The sequence below is a fragment of the Sporolactobacillus sp. KGMB 08714 genome, assembly GCF_036598985.1.
Classification (GTDB): domain Bacteria; phylum Bacillota; class Bacilli; order Bacillales; family Sporolactobacillaceae; genus Sporolactobacillus.
Map to the genome: position 1 here is coordinate 284,691 of NZ_JAUUBW010000001.1, position 24,889 is coordinate 309,579.

26 protein-coding genes and 1 riboswitch are annotated in these 24,889 nt (G+C 48.8%); of the genes, 18 read left to right on the top strand and 8 right to left on the bottom strand.

Annotated elements, in window-relative coordinates:
* Window positions 1-933: 933 nt before the first annotated feature.
* The gene (locus Q6A92_RS01270; RefSeq protein ID WP_332236789.1) at window positions 934-1,245 is read left to right on the top strand and encodes a hypothetical protein; all 312 of its coding nucleotides are present in this window, start codon (window positions 934-936) and stop codon (window positions 1,243-1,245) included.
* Window positions 1,246-1,413: 168 nt separating this feature from the next.
* Here Q6A92_RS01270 and Q6A92_RS01275 read toward each other — a convergent pair whose 3' ends face one another.
* Together Q6A92_RS01275 and Q6A92_RS01280 are read right to left on the bottom strand one after the other, a co-directional pair.
* Window positions 1,414-1,533 (bottom strand): YjcZ family sporulation protein, encoded by a 120-nt coding sequence (locus Q6A92_RS01275; RefSeq protein ID WP_443029666.1) that lies wholly within the window; start codon window positions 1,531-1,533, stop codon window positions 1,414-1,416.
* Window positions 1,534-1,710: 177 nt separating this feature from the next.
* Window positions 1,711-1,884, bottom strand: a complete 174-nt coding sequence (locus Q6A92_RS01280) for a YjfB family protein (RefSeq protein WP_332236790.1) — start codon at window positions 1,882-1,884, stop codon at window positions 1,711-1,713.
* A gap of 1,360 nt (window positions 1,885-3,244) precedes the next feature.
* Between Q6A92_RS01280 and Q6A92_RS01285 the strand changes: the two genes are divergently transcribed.
* The 3 genes from Q6A92_RS01285 (at window position 3,245) to comGB (ending at window position 5,886) form a co-directional block, all read left to right on the top strand.
* A complete protein-coding gene (locus Q6A92_RS01285) occupies window positions 3,245-3,631 on the top strand; it encodes a Spx/MgsR family RNA polymerase-binding regulatory protein (RefSeq protein WP_274400232.1) in 387 nt (128 codons plus the stop codon).
* Between the two features lie 169 nt (window positions 3,632-3,800).
* Window positions 3,801-4,880, top strand: coding sequence for a competence type IV pilus ATPase ComGA (gene comGA / locus Q6A92_RS01290; protein WP_332236810.1), 1,080 nt, complete (start codon window positions 3,801-3,803; stop codon window positions 4,878-4,880).
* Window positions 4,825-5,886, top strand: a complete 1,062-nt coding sequence (gene comGB, locus Q6A92_RS01295) for a competence type IV pilus assembly protein ComGB (RefSeq protein WP_332236791.1) — start codon at window positions 4,825-4,827, stop codon at window positions 5,884-5,886. The genes comGA and comGB overlap by 56 nt, the downstream gene beginning before the upstream one ends.
* Here comGB and Q6A92_RS01300 read toward each other — a convergent pair.
* Window positions 5,873-6,682 carry a YqhG family protein gene (locus Q6A92_RS01300; RefSeq protein ID WP_332236792.1) on the bottom strand — a complete coding sequence of 270 codons (810 nt, stop codon included), beginning with the start codon at window positions 6,680-6,682 and terminating at the stop codon, window positions 5,873-5,875. The two genes, comGB and Q6A92_RS01300, sit on opposite strands and share 14 nt — an antisense overlap.
* A complete protein-coding gene (locus Q6A92_RS01305) occupies window positions 6,660-8,336 on the bottom strand; it encodes a DEAD/DEAH box helicase (RefSeq protein WP_274400316.1) in 1,677 nt (558 codons plus the stop codon). The genes Q6A92_RS01300 and Q6A92_RS01305 overlap by 23 nt, the downstream gene beginning before the upstream one ends.
* 356 nt (window positions 8,337-8,692) lie before the next feature.
* Window positions 8,693-8,775, top strand: a riboswitch (glycine riboswitch).
* Between the two features lie 173 nt (window positions 8,776-8,948).
* Here Q6A92_RS01305 and gcvT point away from each other — a divergent pair.
* From gcvT to gcvPB, 3 genes are read left to right on the top strand one after another with little or no spacing between them, the layout of a single operon-like run.
* Window positions 8,949-10,046, top strand: a complete 1,098-nt coding sequence (gcvT, locus tag Q6A92_RS01310; RefSeq protein ID WP_332236793.1) for a glycine cleavage system aminomethyltransferase GcvT — start codon at window positions 8,949-8,951, stop codon at window positions 10,044-10,046.
* A gap of 13 nt (window positions 10,047-10,059) precedes the next feature.
* The gene (gene gcvPA, locus Q6A92_RS01315) at window positions 10,060-11,415 is read left to right on the top strand and encodes an aminomethyl-transferring glycine dehydrogenase subunit GcvPA (protein ID WP_274400318.1); all 1,356 of its coding nucleotides are present in this window, start codon (window positions 10,060-10,062) and stop codon (window positions 11,413-11,415) included.
* Window positions 11,408-12,877, top strand: a complete 1,470-nt coding sequence (gene gcvPB / locus Q6A92_RS01320; RefSeq protein ID WP_332236794.1) for an aminomethyl-transferring glycine dehydrogenase subunit GcvPB — start codon at window positions 11,408-11,410, stop codon at window positions 12,875-12,877. The genes gcvPA and gcvPB overlap by 8 nt, the downstream gene beginning before the upstream one ends.
* Before the next feature lie 300 nt (window positions 12,878-13,177).
* On the opposite strand, the gene Q6A92_RS01325 is transcribed toward gcvPB, so the two are convergent.
* Window positions 13,178-14,377, bottom strand: coding sequence for an MFS transporter (locus tag Q6A92_RS01325; RefSeq protein ID WP_332236795.1), 1,200 nt, complete (start codon window positions 14,375-14,377; stop codon window positions 13,178-13,180).
* Between the two features lie 754 nt (window positions 14,378-15,131).
* The gene (locus tag Q6A92_RS01330; protein WP_274400320.1) at window positions 15,132-15,509 is read right to left on the bottom strand and encodes a rhodanese-like domain-containing protein; all 378 of its coding nucleotides are present in this window, start codon (window positions 15,507-15,509) and stop codon (window positions 15,132-15,134) included.
* Between the two features lie 201 nt (window positions 15,510-15,710).
* On the opposite strand from Q6A92_RS01330, the gene mntR reads away from it, so the two are divergent.
* Both mntR and Q6A92_RS01340 read left to right on the top strand, forming a co-directional pair.
* The gene (gene mntR / locus Q6A92_RS01335; protein WP_274400321.1) at window positions 15,711-16,142 is read left to right on the top strand and encodes a transcriptional regulator MntR; all 432 of its coding nucleotides are present in this window, start codon (window positions 15,711-15,713) and stop codon (window positions 16,140-16,142) included.
* Window positions 16,143-16,249: 107 nt separating this feature from the next.
* The gene (locus tag Q6A92_RS01340) at window positions 16,250-17,137 is read left to right on the top strand and encodes a patatin-like phospholipase family protein (RefSeq protein ID WP_332236796.1); all 888 of its coding nucleotides are present in this window, start codon (window positions 16,250-16,252) and stop codon (window positions 17,135-17,137) included.
* 56 nt (window positions 17,138-17,193) lie between these two features.
* On the opposite strand, the gene Q6A92_RS01345 is transcribed toward Q6A92_RS01340, so the two are convergent.
* Together Q6A92_RS01345 and Q6A92_RS01350 are read right to left on the bottom strand one after the other, a co-directional pair.
* Complete coding sequence (locus Q6A92_RS01345; RefSeq protein WP_274400325.1) at window positions 17,194-17,595, bottom strand: SA1362 family protein; 402 nt, start codon at window positions 17,593-17,595, stop codon at window positions 17,194-17,196.
* 20 nt (window positions 17,596-17,615) lie between these two features.
* A complete protein-coding gene (locus Q6A92_RS01350) occupies window positions 17,616-18,578 on the bottom strand; it encodes a DUF1385 domain-containing protein (RefSeq protein ID WP_274400365.1) in 963 nt (320 codons plus the stop codon).
* Window positions 18,579-18,813: 235 nt separating this feature from the next.
* Between Q6A92_RS01350 and Q6A92_RS01355 the strand changes: the two genes are divergently transcribed.
* The 9 genes from Q6A92_RS01355 to spoIIIAG all read left to right on the top strand — a co-directional run bounded on the left by Q6A92_RS01355 (window position 18,814) and on the right by spoIIIAG (window position 24,882).
* On the top strand, window positions 18,814-19,329 hold the full coding sequence (locus Q6A92_RS01355) for a YqhR family membrane protein (protein WP_332236797.1): 516 nt from the start codon (window positions 18,814-18,816) through the stop codon (window positions 19,327-19,329).
* Between the two features lie 152 nt (window positions 19,330-19,481).
* Window positions 19,482-20,039: an elongation factor P gene (gene efp, locus Q6A92_RS01360; protein ID WP_274400327.1), complete on the top strand. Its 558-nt coding sequence runs from the start codon at window positions 19,482-19,484 to the stop codon at window positions 20,037-20,039.
* 206 nt (window positions 20,040-20,245) lie between these two features.
* Window positions 20,246-21,196 (top strand): stage III sporulation protein AA, encoded by a 951-nt coding sequence (gene spoIIIAA, locus Q6A92_RS01365; RefSeq protein ID WP_274400328.1) that lies wholly within the window; start codon window positions 20,246-20,248, stop codon window positions 21,194-21,196.
* Window positions 21,193-21,708 carry a stage III sporulation protein SpoIIIAB gene (spoIIIAB, locus tag Q6A92_RS01370; RefSeq protein WP_274400329.1) on the top strand — a complete coding sequence of 172 codons (516 nt, stop codon included), beginning with the start codon at window positions 21,193-21,195 and terminating at the stop codon, window positions 21,706-21,708. The genes spoIIIAA and spoIIIAB overlap by 4 nt, the downstream gene beginning before the upstream one ends.
* Before the next feature lie 40 nt (window positions 21,709-21,748).
* Complete coding sequence (gene spoIIIAC / locus Q6A92_RS01375) at window positions 21,749-21,952, top strand: stage III sporulation protein AC (protein ID WP_274400331.1); 204 nt, start codon at window positions 21,749-21,751, stop codon at window positions 21,950-21,952.
* A gap of 14 nt (window positions 21,953-21,966) precedes the next feature.
* Window positions 21,967-22,368 carry a stage III sporulation protein AD gene (gene spoIIIAD, locus Q6A92_RS01380; protein ID WP_332236798.1) on the top strand — a complete coding sequence of 134 codons (402 nt, stop codon included), beginning with the start codon at window positions 21,967-21,969 and terminating at the stop codon, window positions 22,366-22,368.
* Window positions 22,368-23,570: a stage III sporulation protein AE gene (spoIIIAE, locus tag Q6A92_RS01385; RefSeq protein ID WP_274400334.1), complete on the top strand. Its 1,203-nt coding sequence runs from the start codon at window positions 22,368-22,370 to the stop codon at window positions 23,568-23,570. Before spoIIIAD ends, spoIIIAE begins: the two co-directional genes overlap by 1 nt.
* Window positions 23,571-23,581: 11 nt before the next feature.
* Window positions 23,582-24,223 carry a stage III sporulation protein AF gene (gene spoIIIAF, locus Q6A92_RS01390; RefSeq protein WP_332236799.1) on the top strand — a complete coding sequence of 214 codons (642 nt, stop codon included), beginning with the start codon at window positions 23,582-23,584 and terminating at the stop codon, window positions 24,221-24,223.
* Window positions 24,223-24,882: a stage III sporulation protein AG gene (gene spoIIIAG / locus Q6A92_RS01395; RefSeq protein ID WP_274400367.1), complete on the top strand. Its 660-nt coding sequence runs from the start codon at window positions 24,223-24,225 to the stop codon at window positions 24,880-24,882. The genes spoIIIAF and spoIIIAG overlap by 1 nt, the downstream gene beginning before the upstream one ends.
* Window positions 24,883-24,889: the final 7 nt, after the last annotated feature.

Consider the following 24,889-nt stretch of genomic DNA (forward strand, 5'->3'; position numbering starts at 1 on the left):
GGAGTATCGCCCCGTCAAGAGTTTATCGCCCTGAAAAAAGAATGAATCGCTCTACAGCAGCGAACGATCGCCCCGAAATGGTCCCGATTCGCCCTATTTTGGCGGAGTATCGCCCCGCCAAGAGTTTATCGCCCTGAAAAAAGAATGAATCGCCCTACAACAGTGAACGATCGCCCTGAAATGGTCTCGATTCGCCCTATTTTGGCAGAGTATCGCCCCACCAAGAGTTTAGGCCGAAAATAACGGCTGATAAACTGCTTGCCACGATTAATTAAATCAATCAGGTACAATCTTGATGTTCCAATTATTCACACTTATTGATTTCGGTCCATTTAACATTGATTTTTTGGCTGTTACTGTCGATTTTCACCACGATTTACAGCGGTACGCGGCAGGGCGAAGAAAAAGATCGGCTGTTTCCGCCAGGTAACACCTGTCCATGCCGGATATTCCCTTTCTCAGCGGAATAAATCACCGTTCGGGCCAAACGATCGTTTTTCAGAAGAATCAACAGCGTTTTTACGCCGCGGCCTGACTGGATACATGAGTTGAGGGATATTCACTTTCTTTTTTTAATTCGATAATAAAGTTTTGGTCTATGGCGTGATTGACATTTTTAACTTTTATAAATCCAAACTGGACAAGTCATCCTTTTGCCTGCGCTCGGCGGCTCCGGGACGTCTGCGATTTGTTTTCTCGTGCAGCCGTATAAGCGAATCCAAGAGCTTGCAGATAAAGCGGAACATAATCGGATGATGGCAACTGGATCATTTAAGACTTTTGGGAATCGCGGTGAAGAGAAGATGAACCAAGTATTTTTTCACCCCCGATAAAAGGGCGCCAAGGGTCAAAGTGACGCATTCTGCAAAAAAGTGCGGAAAACAAATAGAAAAGCCCCAGTGTCGGCCGTGACTTTTCAATAAGCAAAAATGAATGTTGACTGATTTATTTTATCACGGCCGGAACGGGGCGGACAACTCCGTCATGCAGGGGCAGTGCCCGATGCGGCTGCATGAACCGCCGCCGAAGCACGATCTCAAGGCGCGGAAGCGTGATAAGAAGCCTGCTCTTCGATATTGTGATTGCGTGATTAATGATTATGATGCGCCAGTGTTGATTTGTGGAAGCTATGAACGAATAGCACTGGACCGGATTATGAAATATGCGATGTTTCAGCGGGGGACTGCGCGAAGAGAATCGATTAAGATATTGTTTCTTGGCCCTTACCGCGACGGGATTATATAGAAAAGCAAAAGAGATTCCGGCGATCCTCAGGATGGCACAGGCGCGGGTGAAAATGCAAATTAATTAGATGGGGAAAGAGAAAAAAGGTGGAAAGCAAACCAAAAGGAGCATCCGGTGCCAGGATGCTCCTTAAAGGAGGTTTGCATGAATGGATACGGCAATTTGTTTTTAATAAACGAAAGAAGCTCCGACAATAATTAACAGAATGAACAGCACAACAATTAGAGCAAAGCTGCTGCCGGCTCCGTATCCGCCACTGTATCCGCCATCATATCCCAAGAAAAGCACCTCCTTATCACGTGATAATACACTGTATGAGCGGACAGGCGATCATGAAGGGGACAAATGGATGAATGATAGTGCCTGTTTTGTCGGCTGGCTGCGGCGGCGCAAAGCGACCATGTTCGCTCTGGTGCCGGGAAAAAAAGAAAATGTATCCTGTTAGAATACATTTTCTTCACTGATTTATCCTTTTAGGTCGATAAAATTACCTAGATTCGGATCTGAAGCCTGTATCATTTTAGTTAATTGAGCTGCATTCTGTTGCTTATTATCCAAAGTCATTTTGGCTACATCAATTCCGACATTCTGACTAAGTAAAGCTTGGCTCATGCTAGTTGATAAAGCTGCAATGTCCAAGATATTCACCTCCACTGTTGTTATTATCGGAAAGATATTGAAAATCTAAAATGCGGGCGGATGGGCCTGGCATAGCTATAACTGGAAGAAGCAAATCAGCGCGCGGGCGGCAACAAAACAGGCTTTATGAAAAGCTTCGCGGAGCTTTTAAAGCGATTAATCAAAAAGGACTGAATCATAAGTACTTGAATCACTTAAATAGGCCTTTTTCAGGGCCTTAAAATGATGCAAAGTTATCATTAAATTAAGCAAATACAGGCGATATTCGCTATGAGGAGATGATTGATTTGGCACCCTGCAATGATCAAAATGAACTGAGAGAAATCATTTTGCTTTTGAATGCTGAACAGAAACCACTCCATTCTGACGAAATTGCCCGCAAATTAAATCTGGATTCCATTCATCTATTGAAAATGTTATGGAGCCCATCCGACAAAAAATATTTTAAAATTATCGTCAATAAAAATCAGAAAAATGGGATATGCCAACCTAGCTATCGATTGAATGTGGAGAGTGCGGAGTGAACGTTCTTAAGGGTACATTTTTGAATTTCGATGGAAAGGCCGGCACTCATTGAACGTTGGGCACATGATGAACTTACTGCCATAAAAAAATTTAGAGCTTTTCGTTATGTTTGATTTACAAATTTTATTGAATTTTATAAAATGGGTATCCTTTCAACTCATATCTATGGCCGGAACGCAGCCCGTTCTTCCGGTTTTATTGAGCCATGTGATCGGACGTTAACATTTGAACAGCCGATATCTGTCGCCTATTCAGATAAATCCTGACGGAAATCGTTCATATAGGTTGGAAAATCAGCGGTAAGCTGCTCCTATCATCAATAACTGACGCCTTATCGTTAGTAAGCTGGCCGATATCAACGGTTACAGTCAAGAAATCATCGGCAAAGCACCGAATATCGACCAACGGTCAAAAAATAAATAAGTGTGAATAATCAGAACTGAGAAAGATTTTTTTAACAGACATCGTGCCGTTTTCAACGGCAGCGGAACGATCATTATGCATGTAATCGGTACGGAATGCTATTTGCCGGATTGGATGAATAAGAAGGATCATCATATTTTATCATTTATATCGTGTGACTGCCTGCCGAGATCAGAAATTGATCGATTTTTCAGGCTGGATTTTATTCGATAAAACGGTCTGATAAAGGAACGGTTTTTGGAGCAGTCAATACGTCCGGCTGCGTCAGGAAACCTGAATTCATTCTGATCGGAGAACCTTTTACATCGGGCACAGAAAAAGGACGAGGAAAGAAGAAAAATGTGTTTAATTTTAGAAAAATCGGGGAATTCGTAAAGCAAGCCTGTTTCTATCATTTCGAGGAGGGAAGCTGATGAAAAAGCTGATTTTCTATACGTATCCGAGTTGTACATCGTGCAGAAAAACGAAGGGCTGGCTAAGGGATCATGCAGTCAGTTATGAAGAACGGCACCTTTTCCGCAACCGGCCGAATGTTGCCGAGCTGATGGAGTTAATTAAGTTGTCGAAATCAGGAGTGGAAGATATTCTCGCTACCCGAAGCACAACGTATAAGCAGCTCGATTTTGATCTGGATAATCTTCCCCTGAGCCGGGCGCTTCGTCTTCTCTCTGAAGAACCCAGGCTGCTGAAAAGGCCGATACTTACGGACGGAGAACGCCTGGTTGTCGGCTATCATCGGGATGATCTGATGCAAATGGTTTTTCAGAAAGCAGACGATCAGGCGCCTGTCAAATCGTAATCCTTCCAGTGATGCCTGTCCGGGCATCTTTTTTTTGCCGGAATCCGACATTTTTTTCTCGGCCGAGAAGGAATTTGCTTTCCGTGTATGGAATAAGTTATTCGGTCGCCTTTTCCCGCAGACCGATTGATAGCCGATAAGGCAGAAAGAAGGTGCATTTTTGCAGGACCTGACAAATGACGTCGAAGAAAGAAGCCGGACACTGCTGCAGCATGCATACAGGGCCGACGCCTCCGACATCCATTTTATTCCCCGGAAAAAGGATACGCTGATCGAGCTGAGAATCGACGGCTATCTTTATGAACTGGCGATTCTGGCCAGGGAAGAAGCAGAGAGGATTATCAATCATTTTAAGTTTCTTTCCGGGATGGATATCGGAGAACGCAGATTGCCGCAGAGCGGTGCCTTGCTTTCCATGATCGACCATGATCCCGTTTCCCTCCGCACGTCCACTTTACCGACCCCGAACCGCGAAAGTCTCGTCATCCGGCTGCTGCCGCAAAGAAAAAATCTCACCCTTGATGATTTATCCCTTTTTAAAGAAGTCACGGCAAGCCTGTCTTCGCTGCTGAACTATGAAAACGGCCTGATGCTTATTTCCGGGCCGACCGGTTCCGGAAAAACAACAACGCTCTACACGATGCTCTCCGCCCTGCAAAAGCGCTATAATGCCCGCGTGATTACGCTCGAAGATCCGATCGAGAAAGAAAATGAGGCTTTCCTGCAGATGGAGATCAATGAAAAAGCAAAATTCACTTATGCAGACGGGTTTAAAGCGATCCTTCGCCATGATCCCGACATTGTCATGATCGGCGAAATCCGTGATGAAGAAACCGCTAAGATCGCTATACGGGCAAGCTTGACGGGACATCTGGTTCTCTCGACCGTTCACGCTTCCAGCGCCGCGGGGACGATTCAGCGGCTGCTGGAACTCGGCATTCCGCGCTTTGATCTGAAAGAAACGCTGGTCGGCGTCATTGCCGAACGTCTGGTCGGTGTCCAGTGCCCGGCCTGCGGTGCCGTATGCCGGCCGGGCTGTAAGAATCGCAGCCATCCGAAAAGGACAGCTCTATTCGAAATCCTGGCCGGTATGCCGCTGCACGATTTGCTGACATCGCGCAATAATCATCGTCCCGATTATAAAACGATAGAGGACTACCTCCGGGAAGGAATCGCCAAAGGATGGATTCCGGATGGGCTTTCGAAAGGTCGTGAACGGGTGTATGATTTTCCGAAAAAGCTGGACTAAAAAAGAGCAGGCCGAACTGCTGATTCATCTGGGACAGTGTCTGAACGACGGCTATCCGATGGCCCTGGCGGTCAGGCTGCTGCTCTTTCGGCAGCGGGCACAAGTGAAACACGATCTCGAGGTCATGATCAAAAAATTGGAGGGCGGCCGCACCTTGTACGAAGCACTTGCGGATCTGCACTTTCCGGAGGAAATTTCCAGTTTCATATATTTTTCCGAAGAGAGCGGAAATCTGGCAAAGGGACTGATTGAAAGCGGCCGGATGATGAGCAGGCGCGAGCAGCATAAGGAAACCTTGCGCCGGCTGCTTCGCTATCCGGTTTTGCTGCTATGGGTGTTCGGGCTTATGATGTTTCTCATCGGCCGTTTTCTGCTCCCGAATTTTCTCAGGCTGTATCGCTCGCTTTCGATTGATCTTCCGCTGATTACGAAAATATTGCTCTTCTCGGCAAACCACATTTACTATCTCTTGTTTATTCTCCCGCTTCTCTTCTTATCAGGGATTGCCGGCACCATCTATTTTCGGCGAATGACGATGGAGCGAAAATTAAGGCTCATGATCCACATGCCCCTGGTCGGCCATTATACCCGGCTTTATCTGACACACGTCTTTTCCTTTCATTTCGGCAGCCTGCTTCGTTCAGGATTGCCTATCCGCCAGTCCGTCGCTGCTTTATCGCAAAAAGGGACAACCCCCTTTCTTAAGTTTGAGGCAGACCGTCTGCAGAAGGAACTGCTTGAGGGAAGGCACTTTGAACAAATTATGTCGCAGCCCCGTTACTATATGCCGGAACTCGTCACTGTCATCCATCAGGGGCAGCTTAACGGAATGCTCGGCGCCTCACTGTGCCGCTACAGCGGCCTTGTCATGACGAAAATAGACGAGAAAACGCGGCTTCTTCTGTCGTTCTGCCAGCCGGCGCTGCTTCTTTTTGTCGGTGGGCTTGTCCTCTTTCTGTTCGCCTCGATCCTGCTTCCGATTTTTCATATCGTCAACGGTCTTTGATCGGGCCGGGAAGAAAAGTAGATGAATGTAAATAAAAAAGGCCGGCATTAATAAATTGAACGAGAATACGCGGCTGATACTGTTCCCGGATTGCCTCTTTTTCCTGAAAATAGGTCTCGGGCTTTGAATCCTCCTGTTCATAAAAAGAATCAAGCAGTTCCTGATCGCGCGCCCATCTTTTCCCCGCGCTGTCCGCCCAGCCGGTGGGTTCGTTTTTCAGCGTGGACTCGATAAAAGTCTCAATTCTTTTGATGCCGCTTTCGATCTTAATCAGGGGACTCAGTGTGTAGCAATAGTCCGGCAATTTGGCTAGAAGCGGCAGTTTATCAAGGATGTCCTGAAACCCGTCGATCAGTGTTCCGTTAATCAGCTGCAGGCCGATGGAACATATTCTGTCCTTCTTGAGGTCGCACGTATAGCTGATTTTTGTATTGATTCCCAGCCAGGGCTCAAGGGCGGAAGAAGACTGCGGCGGGAGGTCCTGATACAAACGGATATAAGGCGCCAGCTTTTTGGCGGCATCAAAAATCTGATGAAGACGGGGCGAACCGAAATAGATCAGCTCTCCTTCTTCCGATCGGTCGTCTGTGCGAAAGACAAGCGTGGCCGTTTCGGGAGTGCCGCCGATCTGCTCTATATAGTGCCAGTAAAAAGGCCGGTTCATCAGCAGCTTATCCATTTCTTTAGTCAGTTTGACTTTCAGAACAACAGCGCTGTCGTCCGGGACCGGCAAAAGCGTACAGCCGGACACGGTAAAGAATCGGGCGAGATATTCAAGCATTGCCGCTTGCTGCATGATGGACCTCCTCTCCGGCCTGTTCCTGCTCCGAATTGATCACACTGCTCAGGTTATCCAGCTTAACACGCAGCTCTCCTTCAGATTCGGATTCTTCAAAAATGAGCTGAACCTGTTTGTCGACATCGCGGAGTTCGATCCTGGCAAGAATCGCGTCCAGCTCGCCGATGACCTGTTCGAACAAGTGAATCTTATCGTAAAGCAGATGCAGGATATGGCTTTCGACGGTTCCGCGGACGGCAAAATTGTAAATGTGTACATCGCTTTCCTGACCGAGCCGGTGAATGCGGCCGATCCGCTGCTCAATGCGCATCGGATTCCATGGAAGGTCATAATTAATCAGATGGCTGGCGAACTGCAGATTAATGCCTTCTCCGCCCGCTTCGGTCGCGATCAGCACTTGTACTTGATTCTGAAACAGCGTGCGCATCCAGTCCTTTTTCCCGCGCCGGAACCCGCCGCTGAAAGGGACGGATGTAATGCCGTGCTGTTTTAAAAACCATTGAAGATAGAGCTGGGTTGCCCGATATTCGGTAAAAATGATCACCTTATCCTTGATCTGACGGATCAGTTCCAGTGCCTTTTCCGCCTTGGCATTTTGCTTGACGGCATTGAGTTTTTCAAAAACGGATTGCCACACGGCTTCCGACCCCGGAACGGCGGCGCTCCGATAGATCTTATTGAGTGTCATAAAAGCGGCCTCCTTGCTGCTGCAGGCTTCGCGCTGCAGAGTCAGCAGAGAAAAGCCTTGAATAATCCCGCTGTTTCGCAGCATTGATAGGGACTGATAGAAAATTTGCTCTTCTCTGGAGAACGGGATGTCGAAAGACTGGATGATCCGCTTCGGCCAATGCAGTCCCGTGTTTTCCCGGCGGTTGCGTACCATCACCTGATTGACGAGCGCCTTTAGCCTTGCTTCATTTCTTACGGCACGCTGGCCGGATTTGAACGTTTTCGTAAAATTCTCTGCATTGCCGAGGTAGCCGGGCTTTAATAATGAAACAAGATAGAAGATTTCATTCAGACGGTTTTGGATCGGCGTTGCCGTCAGCAGCAGACAGAATTTCTTCTTAAGCAGCTGGACAAACTGGTAGTTTTTTGTTTTATGGTTTTTCAATTTATGGGCTTCGTCAATAATGACAAGATCATAATCCTGCTCGAGCACCAGGCTGCGGTGAGGTTCGCGTTTGGCCGTATCGATTGAAGAGACGACGACGTCGCAGCGGCTCCAGACATAGGATTTACGCTGAGGAACGGCGGGAATCGAAAATTTAGTATTCAATTCCGAAACCCACTGAAGGACAAGAGAAGCAGGAACCAGAACAAGCACTTTTCCGGCGAGCCCGCGGATCATATATTCTTTGATAATCAATCCGGCCTCGATCGTTTTCCCCAATCCGACCTCATCGGCCAGTATGGCTTTTCCGTGCATTTCTTCAATAACGATTCTGGCGGTCTCGATCTGATGGGGATGAAGGGAGAGGTGCGGCAGCCGGCCGGGGGCGATCAGCCCGTGAAATGACGGAATAAGCCGCTCTTTTTCAGCCTGATAGGCCAGTGTGAACATACCCGCTTTGGCCCATGGTCCGTCTTCAAGAATACGTTTTGAAAATTCACTTTGCCATGATCGATCAAAATGGATGATAGGTTCCATATTTACACCCGATATTGTTAAAATTTTGTGAATGGAAGCATTGCTTTCATGTCGGTGATAATGGTAGGATAATGATTGTTAGTATAGACAAAAAATCATGGGATAAACGAAAAATAATTGAATGTCTTGCGGATGACAGCATGGGGAGAGAACGTCTAAAGAGCGTGTTCAAAAAGGGGAACAGAGACGAGGTGCCGGCAGGCCCTGAGGCTTTGAGGCAGTGCCGGTATTCCGGGCGTCGCAGGAGGAAGCGCGGATTTGTGAAGGATTCTGCGGTCCGCACTTGCCGGATGCGGCAGCTTCGGCGCTGTGCGCGGCGTCTGCACGTTTTCAGCAAAAAGACTTTTCTTCTTTTCCCGAACTTTTGAACTCTTTGTCAAGCGGCGCCGAAGGAGCAAACAACAGTGAATCTCTCAGGCAAAAAGACTCATGCGGGACGCATCTCTGGAGAGTGCATCTAAGCCACCAAAGGGGATACCGTCTGATCGGCCGGCCGGCTGCTCGGATGATAAACTTTCAGGTCTAAGGACAGAGAAAAATACACCGGTATTTTTCTCTGTCCTTTTTTGTTTTATCCCCTGAAAAAAATAAGCGGGAGGGAAAGAAAAAGAAATGTCTGAAAGCAAAACGACGCCTCTCTACGAGACATATCGAAAGATGGGAGCGAAACTGATCGATTTCGGAGGCTACCTGCTTCCCGTTCAGATTTCGGGAATCAAACAGGAGCATCAGGCCGTCAGAACCAAGGCGGGTTTGTTTGATGTATCGCACATGGGAGAATTCCGGCTGGATGGAACGGGTGCAGAGACGTTTCTCCAGCGGATGGTGACGAACGATGTGTCCGTGACCGAGCCGGGCGACGCTTTATACACGGCCATGTGCTATGAGGACGGAGGCACGGTAGACGATCTGATGGTTTACCGCTTATCGCAGACAGCTTTTATGCTCGTTGTCAATGCGGCCAACATTGACAAAGACTTTGAATGGCTTTCGCGTCATCTGGAAGGCGGTGCAAAACTGACGAATCAATCTGCAAAAACGGCCCTGCTGGCCATTCAGGGGCCTGAAGCCGAGAAAATATTGCAGAAGATCGCGGCTTTTAATCTGAAGGAGATCCGCCATTTTCATTTCAAGGATAACGTGATCCTGGACGGGATTTCATCTCTGGTTTCAAGAACGGGCTATACGGGCGAAGATGGATTTGAACTGTATTGTCCGTGGGAACGGGCACCGCAGCTCTGGGATGCCTTGTTAGAATCGGGTGAAGAGGACGGGCTGCTGCCCTGCGGACTCGGCGCACGGGACACGCTGCGCTTTGAAGCACGGCTGCCGCTGTACGGACAGGAGCTGAGCCCGACGATATCGCCGCTCGAGGCCGGCATCGGTTTTGCAGTCAAACTGGGAAAGCAGTCCGATTTTATAGGTAAAGGCGCCCTGGCCGCTCAAAAAGAAAAAGGAGTGCCGCGTAAAATTGTCGGCATTGAAATGATTGAGCGTGCCATTCCGCGCACCCATTACGGCGTCTATTCGGGATCAGCGGAAATCGGCGCCGTGACAACGGGAACACAGTCGCCGACGCTCGGAAAAAATCTGGGGCTGGCATTGATTGATTCCGACTTTTCAGCCATTGGGACAGAAGTAGAGATCGATATCCGCGGCAAACGAAAAAAGGCAAAAATTGTCAAGACACCGTTTTATAAAAGAAAATGAGGAGGTAAATGGGATGGCAGAATTCCGCTACCTGCCGATGACGGAAGATGACCGGCAGGCGATGCTGAAAACAATCGGTGCAGATTCTGAAGAAGCACTTTTCTCGGATGTTCCTGAGAATATCCGTTTTAAAGGGGAGCTTAAGACAGAAAAAGCGCTGTCCGAACCGGAACTGGTCCGTCTTTTTTCTGAATTGGCCAAAAAAAACGTTTCAACTATTGATCTTCCTTCCTTTCTGGGTGCAGGGGTCTATGACCACTATATTCCTTCAGTCGTAGACAGTGTGATTTCGCGGGGAGAGTTTTATACGGCTTATACGCCCTACCAGGCGGAAGTGTCGCAAGGGGAGCTTCAGGCCATTTTCGAGTTCCAGACGCTCATCTGTGAACTGACAGGTATGAGTGTGGCTAATTCATCGATGTACGACGGCTCGACGGCGCTTGCCGAAGCCGCTCTGCTCAGCAGCGGGGCAACGCGCAAAACGAAAGTGATCGTTTCAGAGGCGGTGCACCCGGAATATCGTCAGGTGCTGGACACCTATGCACACGGCAGACGTCTGCATGTTGTAACTGTTCCGGTTAAGCAGGGGACGACCGACCTTGAGGCGCTCGGCCGGGCCATTGACGGTGAAACGGCCTGTGTGATTGTCCAGTATCCCAATTTTTTCGGCCGGATTGAGCCGCTTAAAGAGATTGAATCGCTGACTCATGCAGCGGGAAAGACCCACCTGATTGTTTCCAGCAACCCGCTTGCGCTCGGTCTGCTGACGCCCCCCGGTTCCTTTCATGCGGATATTGTCGTCGGCGATTGTCAGCCGCTCGGTCTGTCTGAGTCGTTCGGCGGGCCGCACTGCGGTTACTTTGCGGTGACTGAAAAGCTGATGCGCAAGGTTCCGGGAAGGCTTGTCGGTGAAACGGTCGATGAGGAAGGACGGCGCGGTTATGTTCTGACTCTTCAGGCGCGCGAACAGCACATTCGTCGCGATAAAGCGACATCGAATATCTGTTCCAACCAGGCTCTCAATGCCCTGGCGTCTTCCGTGGCAATGGCTGCTTTCGGGAAAAAAGGGATTCGCGAACTTGCCGAGCAGAACGTTCAGAAAGCGCATTATGCGGCCGATTTATTTCAAAACCTAGGTATCCGTGTGGAAACGTCCGGATCATTTTTCAATGAATTTGTCATTGACTGCGGAAGACCGGTGCATGAGGTGAACGACAAACTTCTGGAAAAAGGGTTTATCGGCGGATATGATCTCGGGCTTCAATCAGACGCGCGGAAAAACAAAATGCTGGTTGCGGTGACTGAAATGCGGACAAAAAAAGAGATTGACAAATTTGCCGAAATTTTGGAGGGGATTATTCATGGCTGATCAGCCGCTTATTTTTGAGCAGTCCAAAAAAGGGCGCGTCGCTTACAGCCTGCCCGAACTGGATGTTCCGTCCAGGCCGCTTCACGAATTGATCGAAAAGGACTATCTTCGCAAAAAGGAACCGGCGTTTCCGGAAGTGTCCGAATTGCAGCTGATTCGCCACTATACAGCTTTGTCCGCGCGCAATTTCGGCGTGGATAACGGGTTCTATCCGCTCGGATCGTGCACGATGAAATATAACCCGAAAGTAAACGAAGCAGTTGCCCGTTTTGAAGGGCTGACGAACATTCATCCCTATCAGGATGAAAAAACGGTTCAGGGTGCTCTTGAATTGCTCTTCCGCCTGCAGGAAAATCTGAAGGAAATTACCGGCATGGATGAAATGACACTGCAGCCTGCAGCCGGAGCACACGGCGAATGGACCGGTCTGATGATTATCCGTGCTTATCATGAAGCGAATCATGACAGCCGGCGGACCCGGGTGATTATTCCGGACACGGCCCACGGAACGAACCCGGCATCGGCGTCGGTTGCCGGATTTGAAGCCGTGACCGTCAAATCCGATGAAAACGGTCTGGTCGATCTGGAGGATCTGAGACGCGTGGCTGACGACAGAACAGCCGCGCTGATGCTGACGAATCCGAACACCCTCGGCCTGTTTGAGACTCATATTCAGGAAATAGCGAAAATCGTCCATGCTGCGGGCGGAAAAGTCTATTACGATGGGGCCAACATGAATGCGATCATGGGTATCACGCGCCCGGGCGACATGGGTTACGACGTCGTCCATCTGAATCTGCATAAAACATTCACCGGACCCCATGGCGGCGGCGGACCGGGTTCCGGACCGGTAGGCGTCAGGAAGGAGCTGGCTCCGTTCCTTCCCAAGCCGCTCATTATTAAAAAAGAAGACGGAAGTTTCGGCTTCGATGACGACCGGCCCTTGTCCATAGGCCGTGTGAAAGCTTTTTACGGTAATTTCGGCATTAATGTCAGGGCCTATGCCTATATCCGGACGATGGGCGGGAAAGGGCTCGGCCGGGTTTCAAAAGACGCCGTCTTGAATGCAAATTATTTATTAAAACGTCTTTCTGCAGATTTCGAGGTGCCTTTCAAACGTTTCTGCAAACATGAATTTGTCCTTTCGGGCAGCCGCCAAAAGAAAATGGGTGTGCGGACTCTCGATATGGCGAAGCGTCTTCTTGATTTCGGCTATTACCCGCCGACCATCTATTTTCCATTGATCGTTGACGAAGCGATGATGATTGAACCGACGGAAACAGAATCGAAGGAAACACTCGATGCTTTCGCCGATCATCTGATTGAGATCAGCCGCGAAGCCGTGAGCCGTCCCCAGATTGTCCAGGAATCTCCGCACAACACGGCTGTACGCAGGCTGGATGAGACGCGGGCAGCCAGGCATCCGATTTTACGCTACAAGGATCCGCAGGAAACGAAATGATCCGGTGCAGCGGGGGAGCTTCAAACCGCAGGACGGAACGGATATGACGAGGGAAGGACGCCGCGAAGTGCGTACTGAACCCTCCATTGCTTCTTAATTGTTAGAAAAAGTCAAAACCACCCTTTGATGAAGGGTGGTTTGCTCTGAGACTGTAAACCTTGGATAACCGGCCGGCGCCACAAAGCGCCGGCCTTTTTGCGTGCTCATCCGATAAGATACGCTGGCGTATGTGCCGAGCTGAAAAGAGCAGAGCCATTTATGATTTTCTTTTTTTCACCATTGTGTATAGACAATTTGAGCTTAGCAACGTTTAACGTTTATGCCTCTATAAATGGTGCCAAAGACAAGGGCAGAGAGTGCGAGGGTCACTCCCAACACTGCAAGGCCCACGGTTACTGACAGTATACTGCATATCCAGCCTACTGCGGGACTTGCTAAAATCATCATCAGGCTGTACAGCATACTGTTTGTACTAACGAGGGTTGCCCGCTGGTCGCTGGGGAACCCTTGGTTTAAGTGGTTGTCTGTCTGAAGGTCGATTGCCCCGTCCATCGCTTCAGTTAATGCAGCGCCTGCCACCGCCAAAGGTAAGATGCTGCTGCCGGCAAAAAAAGTACCGAGGCCGGCACCCATTGCACACCCTAAAGCTATTTTGAAAAAGCTGTTTTTCAGCCGCGCAGCAACGGCGACACCGAAAGCTCCGGCCAATTGTATAAGAAGAATCGGCAGACCGACAATAGCCTTAGGTACACCAATCGCGACTAAATGCTGCTGGAGCAACATGTAGGTAAGATAGGCGATGCAGGCTACGGAACAGTCCGCAATCATCATGCATACTGTACGCGGACGATGAATAAAGAATGCTTTGCTTGCGTGAATCTGCTGTTGCAGTCTGCCGGAAAGATTGTCAAAGGGGTTCAATTGTCGGTGTTTCTGAGCCTGAGTGGCCAGCGCTTCTACAAGGGAAAGTGCTGTTGTTGCAGAAGCCATTGCGAGTAAAGCGGTGACCAAATAGGCTCCCATATATCCCAAAGTCACAGCTATCAAGCTGCTGATACCTGATAGCGCCTGTACGATCCGATAAATCGTGTTTTGAACAGCACTGACTTTTACATACCGGTCAGCTTGTCCTGCAATAAGTAAACTGTCATAGGTGAGAGCTTGAAGGGTACCGGAAAGAAGATTGTAGCCTAGTGCACTGAAACCCATAGAGGCGCAAACCCAGGCAAAGTTCGTACTGAATGCCATAAGAAGAGCTGAAATCATGCTGGAAATACCGGCTGCAACCATGGCGCGTTTACGGCCCAAAAGATCTGCTGCTGCACCGCCGGGTACTTCACATAAGAAGCTGACCAAGTGGAAAAATCCCTCGGCAATGCCTATTTCTGCAAGAGTGAAGCCTCTTGAAAGCAAAAATAGCACCCAAACAGCATCCGTAATGTTCAGCGCATTTACACATTGAAAGAGATACAGCTTTTTTATTTGTTTTTCGATGTTCATTGTTTACCATTCCTTATCCGATCTCCTTTTACAGATTACAGATGGTAAACAAAAAAGGCTGCAGCAAAACGCCACAGCCTTACGTTTTACGAAGTACTGCTTTATCTGTAAAAGGGCGCACTTATAGACGGAATGGCTAAAACGTTGCCTTTTGAGATGAGTAAGACATTAAGTTTCCATCCCATTGAGCGCGCCCCCTTTATCAGAATAAACTTATTATAACAACTGCGGCAGAAAAAGCAATTGTATATAAAAACGTTTTAAATATCAGTTCCGTTCCGGGCAACTTTGGACCGCAAGTCTTTTACGCCCGACGGTGTACCGGAGCACGTTTGCTGAAACCGTTCACACTTTCTAAAAAAACGGCTGAAACTGACGGCTAACCGGAAGAAAAGCAGGGCCGGGAGTCCGATTGAAGCAAATGTTTCTCAGGGTTCAATTGTGCCGACCAGAGACAAACTTGATGCCTTCCGAATGTGTGGGCCCAGCATTGTCTGGTCTGCGATTCGCACGTGACAGGTGCCCAGCCGAATAAAGTCATACTAAAAAGGGCGTCTCGCGGTTGCTGATGCAGCCGATGAGACGCTCTCTTTTCTAAAAAACATTGGAAATATCCAGGCGCTGCAAGAGATCGAGCGATTTTCCTGCAGGGAAGGGCTGCCCGTTTTTCAGCAATCATCCTGAAAACGAGGGTTTCCATATAAGGGTATCAGTGCATTTCGGCTACCGGATATGAATCATGAACCGTTCGCCCTCAGCCTTTTTTTACTTTTCCTTCCCATTTTTTAAAACCGCCCTGAAGCTGATAGAGATTTTTGAAACCAAGCCTTTTCAGAACAGCCGCTCCCCTTGCGCTTCTGACGCCGTTTGCACAATAAAGGTAAATCGGCATGTCGTTGCGAATTTCCGACTTGCGCATTTTAAGCTGACTGAGCGGAATGTTTCTCGCGCCGAGAATATGGCCGCTCTTAAATTCATCGGGTTCCCGGACATCAATCAGCTGTGCCTTCCGATATCCGGCCCGAAAATCAACCTCATTTAAAGTCGTAAGATATCTGTGCTGCAAGTATCTTGACAAAAAAGTGTAAGCAAGATAGGCAGCGATCATGACAATCAGTAAAATCCAACCCATGTCGACTCTTCCCCCCAACCGATTTCACATTCATTATAACTTTTTGTGCCTTTTTTTAAAAGCGGGCAGAGCGGCGGAAACAGGTGCCGGCCGGGATGCGTGTGCATTTGATCTCAAAGCTGTGATATTCTTGTTTTTTAAGCGCTGTTATAGTAACATGGAGGAAGTGATAATGGGTGCCTTTGTTAGGGGGAGACAATGATGTCGCCTACTCCAAGTATGGAAGATTATATTGAACGGATTTACTGGCTGATACAAGATAAAGGTTATGCAAGGGTTTCCGATATTGCCGAAGCGCTCGACGTCCACTCTTCTTCAGTCACGAAAATGGTGCAGAAATTAGATAAGGATCAGTATCTCGTCTACGAAAAATATCGGGGCTTCATCCTGACGCCGAAGGGTAAAAAAATGGGGAAGCGTCTTGTCTACAGACATGAGCTTCTTGAAGATTTTCTGAAACTGATCGGTGTTCACGATGAGAATGTCTATAAAGATGTCGAAGGAATTGAGCATCATCTTAGCTGGGATTCGATTGACCGGATCGGCGATGTCGTTCAGTATTTTGAAGAAGATCCGAAACGGGTCGAGCAGCTGCTTGAGATCAAGGAAAGAAGCGAAGACATCGGCGAATAAATAAAAAATGAATAGTTTTTGAACAGAAATGACCGAAGGAGTCTGTCCTTCCGGTCTCTTTTTTTATGCCCCGTCATTTAATGTAATATGAAAAGGGGGCGAAGGCGATGTGGATCGATGTTGTATTTTCGGGCGGAGGGGTCAAGGGATTTGCCTTTGTCGGTGCATTGGAAGTGCTTGAACGATCCGGCTACCGGTTTAAAAGAGCGGCCGGGACGAGTGCCGGAGCCATAGTAGCTTCATTGCTTGCGGCCGGCTATTCATCGGCGGAAATGAAAAAAATTATGGAACAGTTGAATCCGCACCGACTGCTTGGGGTACCCGACCGGATGGTTTTCCCGTTTTACAAATGGCTCAGAATCTATTTTAAGATGGGCCTGTACAGCGGAGATTTTCTCGAACGATGGCTGGAAAAACTGCTTTCCGACAAGGGTATTGCCAAATTTTCCGATCTTCCCGAGGGATCGCTGAAGATCATCGTGTCCGATGTTTCAAAAGGAAAAATGGCTGTTCTCCCCGACGATCTGAAGGATTACGGAATGAATCCCGGTTCATTCTCGGTGGCCAGAGCCGTTCGCATGAGCGCCGGCCTTCCGTTCTTTTTTGAACCTGTTTCATTATTTGACGGCAACGGCGAGCGATCATTGATGGTAGACGGCGGCATTCTCAGTAATTTTCCGCTCTGGATCTTTGATCCGGGAAACGAATTACCGGTGCGTCCGTTTATCGGCTTACAGATTCTCAGCAGGGAAACCTATGTCCAGGAACCGAAGAAAATAAGAAATGCCGTGGAGCTGTTTCATGGGCTGTTTACCGCCATGGGCGAAGCGCACGATGAAAAAACTATTGAAAAACTGAAGGAATCAAACGTTGTTTTTATTCCGGTAAATAAGGTAAATACAAAAGACTTTCAAGTTTCCCGGGAGGAAAGGGAGCGGCTTTTCAGAATCGGAGCCGAGGAAACGAGCCGTTTCCTGAAAAAGTGGTCGTATTAGCGCAGAAAAAGAGAGAAGGATCGTCTTCTCTCTTTTTTAGGGCCCGCCGGCAGCCCTTAGAACAGCACTCGTTTTTTCTTTTTATTTTTTTTACCGTCAATCACCGTGAGATGCCCGTGATCCTTAATCGACTGCCGGGAGACTTCTTTCAAATTGCGCGATCGGTTTGAAATAACTCTCAGCTTTGACGGATGAATGCCGCGCACCTTCCGGCTCAATGCGGACAGCTTGCGGCGCCTTATCGATTGTTTTGCCGCTTTTCTGTAGCGTGCCCGATCTTCATTGCGCGATCCTCCTGCGAGACGTCGGAAAAAAAAGAGTCCTGCGGCGGCGATGGCGGCAATGATCAGCAGCTGGACCAGAAGAGCCGTCGAATTGTTCAGAAAAGAAGCGAGCAAACCGAAAAGACCGAGGGCAACAATCAGAAAAAACACAAGGGAATACAGGAACGTTTTCACTGACCTTCACCTCCAAAAGATTAAAGCACTTGATGAACAAGCACAGGTTTGTTTTTTTCAATGGCGGTCTCGCGGATCCGCATCCTTTCGAAAGCCCGAATGCCGACCTCCATCTGGTCGCTGTCGGGTTCTTTTGTCGTCAGCAGCTGCACCCAAAGGCCGGGGTAGCCGAGCCAGCGAAGGACAGGAACATGGCGTACCTTATTTGTGAACCTGAGAATCTCGTATGCAAGTCCCAGATCCACCGGGATCAGCAGCAGCCGATAAACAAGCCGGAGCCAGAGCGGATCGGTCGGGACAAAGAAATAAAGAAATATACTGATAACCGCCGTAAAGAGAATGAAACTGGACCCGCAGCGGTAATGGAATCTTGAATGTTTTCTTACATTTTCTACCGTGAGAGCCATGCCGTCCTCGAATGTATTAATTACTTTATGCTCCGCTCCGTGATATTGAAACAGCCGCTTGATCATCGGAGTCAGAGAAATGAAATAGATGTAGCCGAAAAGCAGCATAATTTTAAAGAATCCTTCGAGCAAAACCTGGCCGACGCCGCCCCTGATCAAAGGTTCAAAGAAACTGGCCGCAACCGCCGGGACGAGTGTGAAAACAAATTTGGCGAAAAGGAAGGACAGAATGCCGATTGCGGCCAGTCCGATAACGGTTCCATGACCGTGAAGTTTCTCCGTGTTTTTTGCGGCGGCATCGGCTGTTTCTGCGGCATTCGGATCTTCCTCATAAACTCCGGAGGCATAATTCAAATGTTTTGTTCCGATGGCACTCGCTTCAAAAATAGAGATGATGCCGCGGACAAAGGGAATCTTTTTAAAAAGGGTCAGCGACGGATCTTCATTTTTGGGACATTCAAAAAAAGTTATTGAATGATCTGTTCTGCGAACGGCCGTGACGGTTGTATATTTGCCGCCCATCATGACACCTTCGATAACTGCCTGACCGCCGTATCCGGGAAGACTTTTTTTCATAATCATGATCAGCCCGATTCTACAAATAATGGAGAGGGCAAACATTACCCCTCTTAATAATATTCTACCTGAAATAGCCTAAAACCTCTAGGCTGGCGACCCATTTTCAAAAATAGTTTTGCACTTTTAGCCGGCATTTATACAAGTTTGGTCACTTTGCCGTCTGTTTATGCACATGATCGCCCATTCTTTGGGTATAATAAAAACTCAAGTTGATGTTTGAAGGGGATTCAGGATGGCAAGACGGATAAAGAAAACGAAAAAAGGAAAAAAAAACAAACAGGAAAACCTGGGAAAATCGTTCGGGCGGGCCTCGGTCATCGGTGTTTTCAGCGGGCTGATCTGGAGTTCGGTCGGACTCGTCTGCCATTTGCTGAATTTTTCATCGGTCGCTCCTTCTCTTCTCTTTGCTCCTCTTCCTCTCGGATCCTGGAAGCAGCATTTCTATGTCCAGTTTATCGCGATTGCCTGTATCGGCTTGATCTCCATCGCTTTCGCGCTTCTCTATCAGCTGACGCTCAGCAGGTTTGAGACAATCTGGATTGGCATCGCTTTCGGGATTTTTCTTTGGTGCATGGTCTTCTTCGCGCTGCAGCCCTGGATTCCGGGCCTTCCGCCGCTTAAAAAAATCGGCTGGAACACAATGACGACAACGCTGTGCCTCTTTGTATTATATGGACTTTTTATCGGCTATTCGATTGCTTTTAAAATCGAGGAAAATTCAAATTCCGAGAACTACTCAAATGAATAGCGCTGTGGTAAAATATTTAAAGTGGCTTTGGCTCAAACGGCCTGTCTGCGCCGTTTGGGCGCGTGTTTCCGCAATGATATGAATCAAGAAGACAGGCATCGGGGATTCCCGTCCTTGTGTCAGGCGCGGCGCAATTTAAAAGGAGGAAGACGATGGTTTCAGTCAATGATTTTCGCACAGGTTTAACGATTGAAGTCGATGGGGATATATTATCCGTCATTGAGTTTCAGCATGTAAAGCCGGGAAAGGGAGCGGCTTTTGTCCGTTCCAAGCTGAGAAATCTTCGGACGGGAGCGATTCAGGAGAAAACGTTCCGCGGAGGAGAAAAGGTCAACACGGCGCGAATCGACAACCGCAAGATGCAGTACCTGTATTCAAGCGGTTCAACTTATACTTTTATGGATATGGAGACTTTTGAGCAGTTTGATCTGGATGCAAGCCAGATAAAAGAACAGCTGAATTTTCTTAAAGAAAACATGGAAGTCAATATCCAGTCTTATCAGGGCGAAACGCTCGGTGTCGCTCTGCCGAATACGGTTGTCCTCGAAGTAGCATCGACGGAGCCGGGTATCAAAGGCGATACGGCTTCGGGCGGCTCGAAACCCGCGACTCTGGAAACGGGCTATGTGGTCAACGTTCCGTTCTTTGTCAATGAGGGCGATAAACTCGTTATTGATACACGTTCGGGTCTCTATGTTTCGCGGGCCTGATTGACTGAGAGACAGAAGTACCTTCTTCGGAGGTGCTTCTTTTTTTTGGCTTTTTTATGGAAATCGGCGAGAAAAGCATATTGCGTACAGGCCCGCATATATTTTGGGAAAGGAGCCCGGCCGCCCGGTTATGTGCCGGAAAACGCCGGATGACACTCCAATCATTCGGCGAAAGAATCCCAGAGATTAAGAGCAGGTGGTCCGCAATGAAACAAATTCTGTCTTTTTTGCCGGAGCCTTTTCAAAAAGTGATTCTGCAGATGTCCGAGGAAGAAAAGAAGAACCTTGAAGAAATCCGGTGCCGGGCCGGCCGGCCGCTCGAACTGATTGTGTCCGGTGCCGTTCTGAAAACCGGGGACGAAGACATGCCGGTTTTTCATCCTGAACAGGCAAAAGAAATGCTTCAGAAAATAAGCGGGTATTCGCTTTATGCATTGGAAGAAGAGCTGAGGCGCGGATTCATTACGGTCCAGGGGGGGCACAGAATCGGGCTTGCGGGCCGCGTGATTACGGAAAACGGGCGCGTTCTGCGCCTTCGCGATGTGACATTTTTCAATATCCGGCTCGCCAAACAAAAGATCGGCGCTGCGCTCCCGCTGGTTCCCTATCTGTATTGGAGCGGACATTGGAGGAGTTCGCTGATCATCGGCGCGCCCCAGACTGGGAAGACAACGCTGCTTCGCGATCTGGCACGGATCATCAGTGAAGGCATACCTGACAGATATATGGCGGCACAAAAAACAGGAATTGTCGATGAACGTTCGGAGATCGCCGGATGTGTGGCGGGGATTCCGCAGAACCGGCTTGGGGACCGGACAGATGTCCTTGATGCCTGCCCGAAGGCGGAGGGGATGATGATGATGATCCGATCCATGAGTCCGGATGTCCTGGTCGTCGATGAAATCGGCCGGAAAGATGATACAGAGGCCTTGTTCGAAGCTATGAATGCAGGTGTGGCCGTTATCGCCACGGCTCACGGCTCGTCACTGGAACAACTGAACAGGAGGCCGACCCTCAGGCCGTTGATTGACTCAAGGCTTTTTGAACGGTATGTCCTCCTTTCAAGGCTGAAAAAGGCGGGAAAATCGGGCTGCAGATTGACAGTCTGCGATCAGCTCGGCCGCTCGATCGCATCGACGGAGGAACAGTGGCAATGATTCACATCCTCGGGGCGTGCATGATTTTGTTCGCGTCGACGGCGTCCGGCATGCTGATCGCCGGTAAATACCGCAATCGGCCGCGGGAAATCAGGCAGTGGCGTTCCGCGCTGCAGTCTATCGAGGCGGAAATTGTGTACGGACGGGTGCCGATTGAAGAACTGGCGGGCCATCTTTCCGGCCAGCTTCCTCAGCCGCTTGCTTCATTTTTTGATCGGCTTCACAAGAAACTGAATGCGGACGGTCCGTCTCTCCGGGAAGCATGGACCGAGAGCATTGAACTGTTCTGGCCGGAGACTTCGCTGAAGAAAGCGGAAAAAGAAGTCCTTCTGCAATTCGGGGCGACCTTGGGTACGCAGGATACGGAAAACCAGAAAAAACATATTCAATTGGCGCTGGCCCATCTCGAACGGGAAGAAGCGGAAGCACGAAATGCTCAGGCGGCCAATGAGAAATTGATGAGAAATTTAGGCTTTTTAACGGGATTGCTGCTTGTACTTCTTTTCATTTGAATGAACGGGCAGAGTTCGCTTGCGGGAGAGGAGGAGCCTTATGTCACCGGACGTCAACACAATTTTTCAAATAGCCGGCATCGGTATCATTGTGGCCATGATCCAGACGGTTCTTAAACAGATGGGAAAAGACGACTGGGCCCAGTGGGTCACGCTGATCGGCTTTGTTGTGATTCTGTACATGGCTGCCACTCTGATCGGCAATTTGTTTGACAAAATTAAAAGCGTTTTTCTTTTCATGTAGAGAAGGACAAGACGATGGATATTCTGCAAATCGTCGGTTTAGGACTGGCGGTGACCTTCCTCGTGCTCATCCTTAAGGAAAGAAGCCCTGTTTTTGCACTCTTACTGTCCCTGATCGCCGGTATTGTCATTTTTATCATGCTTGTCGACCAGATCCAGCTCATTTTGAATATGCTCAGCAAAATGGCGGAAACGGCCCATTTGAACAATGTTTATGTGGCCACCATTCTGAAAATCATCGGTGTTGCTTATATTTCCGATTTTGGAGCGGAAATTGCCAAGGATGCCGGGCAGGGCGCTCTGGCCGGCAAAATTGAACTGGCAGGGAAAGTCGTCATTCTGGTGATGGCGATCCCGATACTGACGGCGATTGTCGAAACCGTCATGAATCTGATGCCGCAGGTGGGGGGAGGGTAATGCGAATAAAACAGAATATGCCTTTTTTTATGAAACTGCTGCCGGTGGTCCTGGCTGCGTTTTGTATTCTTCTGTCGCAGGGGCCTCCCGCTTTTGCCGCCCAGTCGGGAGAGACGCCGCAGACCTGGTCGGATACCCAGCTGAACAACATCGATACAGGACAGATCGAAGCCTATTGGAATAAGGTCGTGAATGACTATCACGGATTTCTTCCTGAAAGCGATCCCGATTTTAAAAGTTTCCTCCACTCGAACAAGCAGGGATTTATGAATAAACTGTTCGACGGATTGCTTCGCTTTTTCCTGAATGAGCTTCTGATCAACGGCCGCCTGCTCGGCACATTGATTCTGCTTTCCATTTTCTCGACTTTGCTGCAGGCGATTCAATCTGCTTTTGAAAATAAGACCGTTTCAAAAGTAGCTTATATGGTTGTCACACTGGCTCTGCTGATTCTGCTCCTCGACAGTTTCAAAGTGGCGCTCGGTTATATTACGGGTACGATAAGTGCGATGAGCCAGTTTCTCGTTGCCCTCATTCCTCTGATTTTTGCCCTGACAGCTGCTTCGGGGGGCGCCGCCACGGTCTCTTTTTTCCATCCCCTGATTATCTTTCTTGTCAATACCGCAGGCTGGCTTGTTTCAAAATTTATCCTCCCGCTTCTGTTTATGTCCGCCTTGCTCGGCATCGTGAGTACTTTATCGGATCACTATAAATTAACCAAACTCGGCGATTTCATGAAAAATGTTGCCGTCTTCACGCTTGCCGCTTTTTTCGCCGTCTTTCTCGGAGTCATGTCGGTGCAGGGGGCGGCTACGGCAATCTCCGACGGTCTGATCGCCAAATCGGCCAAATTTTTCACAGGTAATTTTATTCCCGTCGTCGGCCGTATGTTTACGGAGGCAGCGGACACGGTGATCGGGGCCTCCGTCCTGTTAAAAAATACAATCGGTATTGCCGGTTTGCTGATCCTGCTGTGCATCACGGCCTTTCCGCTTTTAAAAGTCCTGTCTCTTGCTTTTATTTACAACGTGGCCGCGGCGGTTCTTCAGCCTCTGGGAGGAGGGCCTGTCATTGACTGCCTGGGCATCATGGCGAAAAGCATGCTCTATCTGTTCTCCGCTCTTGCCATCGTTTCACTGATGTTTTTCCTTGCTCTGACGATTATCATTACCGCAGGAAATCTTTCATTGATGGTGCGTTAGGAGGGGGATCAATGAACTATCTCGGAGAGTGGGTCTCTCAGCTGGTCGTGATCGTTCTTTTCGCCGTGATTTTGGAACTTCTGCTGCCGGCCCGCAGCTTTCAGAGATATGTGAAGTTCGTCATCGGACTTGTCCTGATTGTGGCGCTTATGGATCCGATTATCCGCCTGTTTCAGCTGGATCCTGTCGATTTGATCCGCGGTTTGAAGGCCGGACAGGGAAACGTTCAAATACAAAATGAAACGGACGGGCAAAAAAAAGAGATAGAAAGCGCACAGACGGCATATATTCAAGAACAGGTAGCTGTCCAAATGAAGGATCTTGTGAAGGAGGAGTTGAATCAGCGGTACGGAGTGAGCATTAAAGATCTGACATTATCGATGAAACAAGGAGGGAAGCAGGGCCTGCTGCTTCAGAGCGCCGCAGTGGTCCTTGAAAAGACGGGAACCCAAGGTCAGAGCTCAGACGCTTCAGACCGGACCGTCCGTCCTGTTAAAGAAGTGTCCATCAGGGTGGGACAAGGAACGCCCGATCAAGGTTCCGCAAAGAGAAACGCTCAGATCGAGAAAATTCGCTCCTTCCTTGCCGGGCGATGGGAGATTGATAAAAATCTCATCACACTTCACATGGAAGGAGGAAGTTCAGTCCCGTGATGCACTGGATAATGAAACTGAAGGAATGGCTCGGCAGTGAACGGACCGGAAACGGCAAACGCGTGAGGACGCAGAAAGAAATACTCGTCAGGCTGGGGGTTATTGCTTTAATCGGCATCGCTCTTCTTGCGGGAAACAAGATGATCACCGGAAATCAGAAAACGAATAAAGCGGCCGGTACCCAGGTGTTCAGTAACCAGGATGCCAAAAACTTATCGGAAATAAAGTCAAACATCAGCCAGGGCACGATGACCCCGATTGAAAAATATGAATCTTACGTCGATCAGAATCTGAAAAATATTCTTCAGCAGATCCAAGGTGTTTCCGATGTTTCCGTCATGGTGACATTTTCTACTACAGAGAAAAAAATATACCAGAATGACGTCAAGACGCAGGACAATCAGACAAAAGAGACTGATCAAAAAGGGGGCACGCGCCAGGTGAACGATCATAGTCAGGACAGCCAGGTCGTTATGGTCGACAAAAACGGAGTCAAAGAACCGGTGGTTATCGGACAAGAACAGCCGGGTGTGCGCGGCGTAGTCGTCGTAGCCCGCGGTGCGGATCAGCCGGCGATTCAGGTCAAAATTATGGATGCTGTCGCAACGGTTCTGGACATACCTTCCTATAAAGTTAAAGTGTTGCAAAAAAATGAATGAGGAGGCA

Excerpts from the sequence above, each read along its gene's own strand:
- Q6A92_RS01355 (WP_332236797.1), top strand. The coding sequence starts at position 18,814 with ATGGCAAGACGGATAAAGAAAACGAAAAAAGGAAAAAAAAACAAACAG.
- Q6A92_RS01325 (WP_332236795.1), bottom strand. The coding sequence starts at position 14,377 with ATGAACATCGAAAAACAAATAAAAAAGCTGTATCTCTTTCAATGTGTA.
- spoIIIAE (WP_274400334.1), top strand. The coding sequence starts at position 22,368 with ATGCGAATAAAACAGAATATGCCTTTTTTTATGAAACTGCTGCCGGTG.
- spoIIIAC (WP_274400331.1), top strand. The coding sequence starts at position 21,749 with ATGTCACCGGACGTCAACACAATTTTTCAAATAGCCGGCATCGGTATC.
- efp (WP_274400327.1), top strand. The coding sequence starts at position 19,482 with ATGGTTTCAGTCAATGATTTTCGCACAGGTTTAACGATTGAAGTCGAT.
- spoIIIAB (WP_274400329.1), top strand. The coding sequence starts at position 21,193 with ATGATTCACATCCTCGGGGCGTGCATGATTTTGTTCGCGTCGACGGCG.
- Q6A92_RS01285 (WP_274400232.1), top strand. The coding sequence starts at position 3,245 with ATGAAAAAGCTGATTTTCTATACGTATCCGAGTTGTACATCGTGCAGA.
- gcvPA (WP_274400318.1), top strand. The coding sequence starts at position 10,060 with ATGGCAGAATTCCGCTACCTGCCGATGACGGAAGATGACCGGCAGGCG.
- spoIIIAG (WP_274400367.1), top strand. The coding sequence starts at position 24,223 with ATGCACTGGATAATGAAACTGAAGGAATGGCTCGGCAGTGAACGGACC.
- Q6A92_RS01330 (WP_274400320.1), bottom strand. The coding sequence starts at position 15,509 with ATGGGTTGGATTTTACTGATTGTCATGATCGCTGCCTATCTTGCTTAC.
- Q6A92_RS01300 (WP_332236792.1), bottom strand. The coding sequence starts at position 6,682 with ATGCAGCAAGCGGCAATGCTTGAATATCTCGCCCGATTCTTTACCGTG.
- mntR (WP_274400321.1), top strand. The coding sequence starts at position 15,711 with ATGTCGCCTACTCCAAGTATGGAAGATTATATTGAACGGATTTACTGG.
- spoIIIAF (WP_332236799.1), top strand. The coding sequence starts at position 23,582 with ATGAACTATCTCGGAGAGTGGGTCTCTCAGCTGGTCGTGATCGTTCTT.
- gcvT (WP_332236793.1), top strand. The coding sequence starts at position 8,949 with ATGTCTGAAAGCAAAACGACGCCTCTCTACGAGACATATCGAAAGATG.
- Q6A92_RS01350 (WP_274400365.1), bottom strand. The coding sequence starts at position 18,578 with ATGAAAAAAAGTCTTCCCGGATACGGCGGTCAGGCAGTTATCGAAGGT.
- spoIIIAD (WP_332236798.1), top strand. The coding sequence starts at position 21,967 with ATGGATATTCTGCAAATCGTCGGTTTAGGACTGGCGGTGACCTTCCTC.
- Q6A92_RS01340 (WP_332236796.1), top strand. The coding sequence starts at position 16,250 with ATGTGGATCGATGTTGTATTTTCGGGCGGAGGGGTCAAGGGATTTGCC.
- comGB (WP_332236791.1), top strand. The coding sequence starts at position 4,825 with ATGGGCTTTCGAAAGGTCGTGAACGGGTGTATGATTTTCCGAAAAAGC.
- spoIIIAA (WP_274400328.1), top strand. The coding sequence starts at position 20,246 with ATGAAACAAATTCTGTCTTTTTTGCCGGAGCCTTTTCAAAAAGTGATT.
- Q6A92_RS01270 (WP_332236789.1), top strand. The coding sequence starts at position 934 with ATGTTGACTGATTTATTTTATCACGGCCGGAACGGGGCGGACAACTCC.
- Q6A92_RS01305 (WP_274400316.1), bottom strand. The coding sequence starts at position 8,336 with ATGGAACCTATCATCCATTTTGATCGATCATGGCAAAGTGAATTTTCA.
- gcvPB (WP_332236794.1), top strand. The coding sequence starts at position 11,408 with ATGGCTGATCAGCCGCTTATTTTTGAGCAGTCCAAAAAAGGGCGCGTC.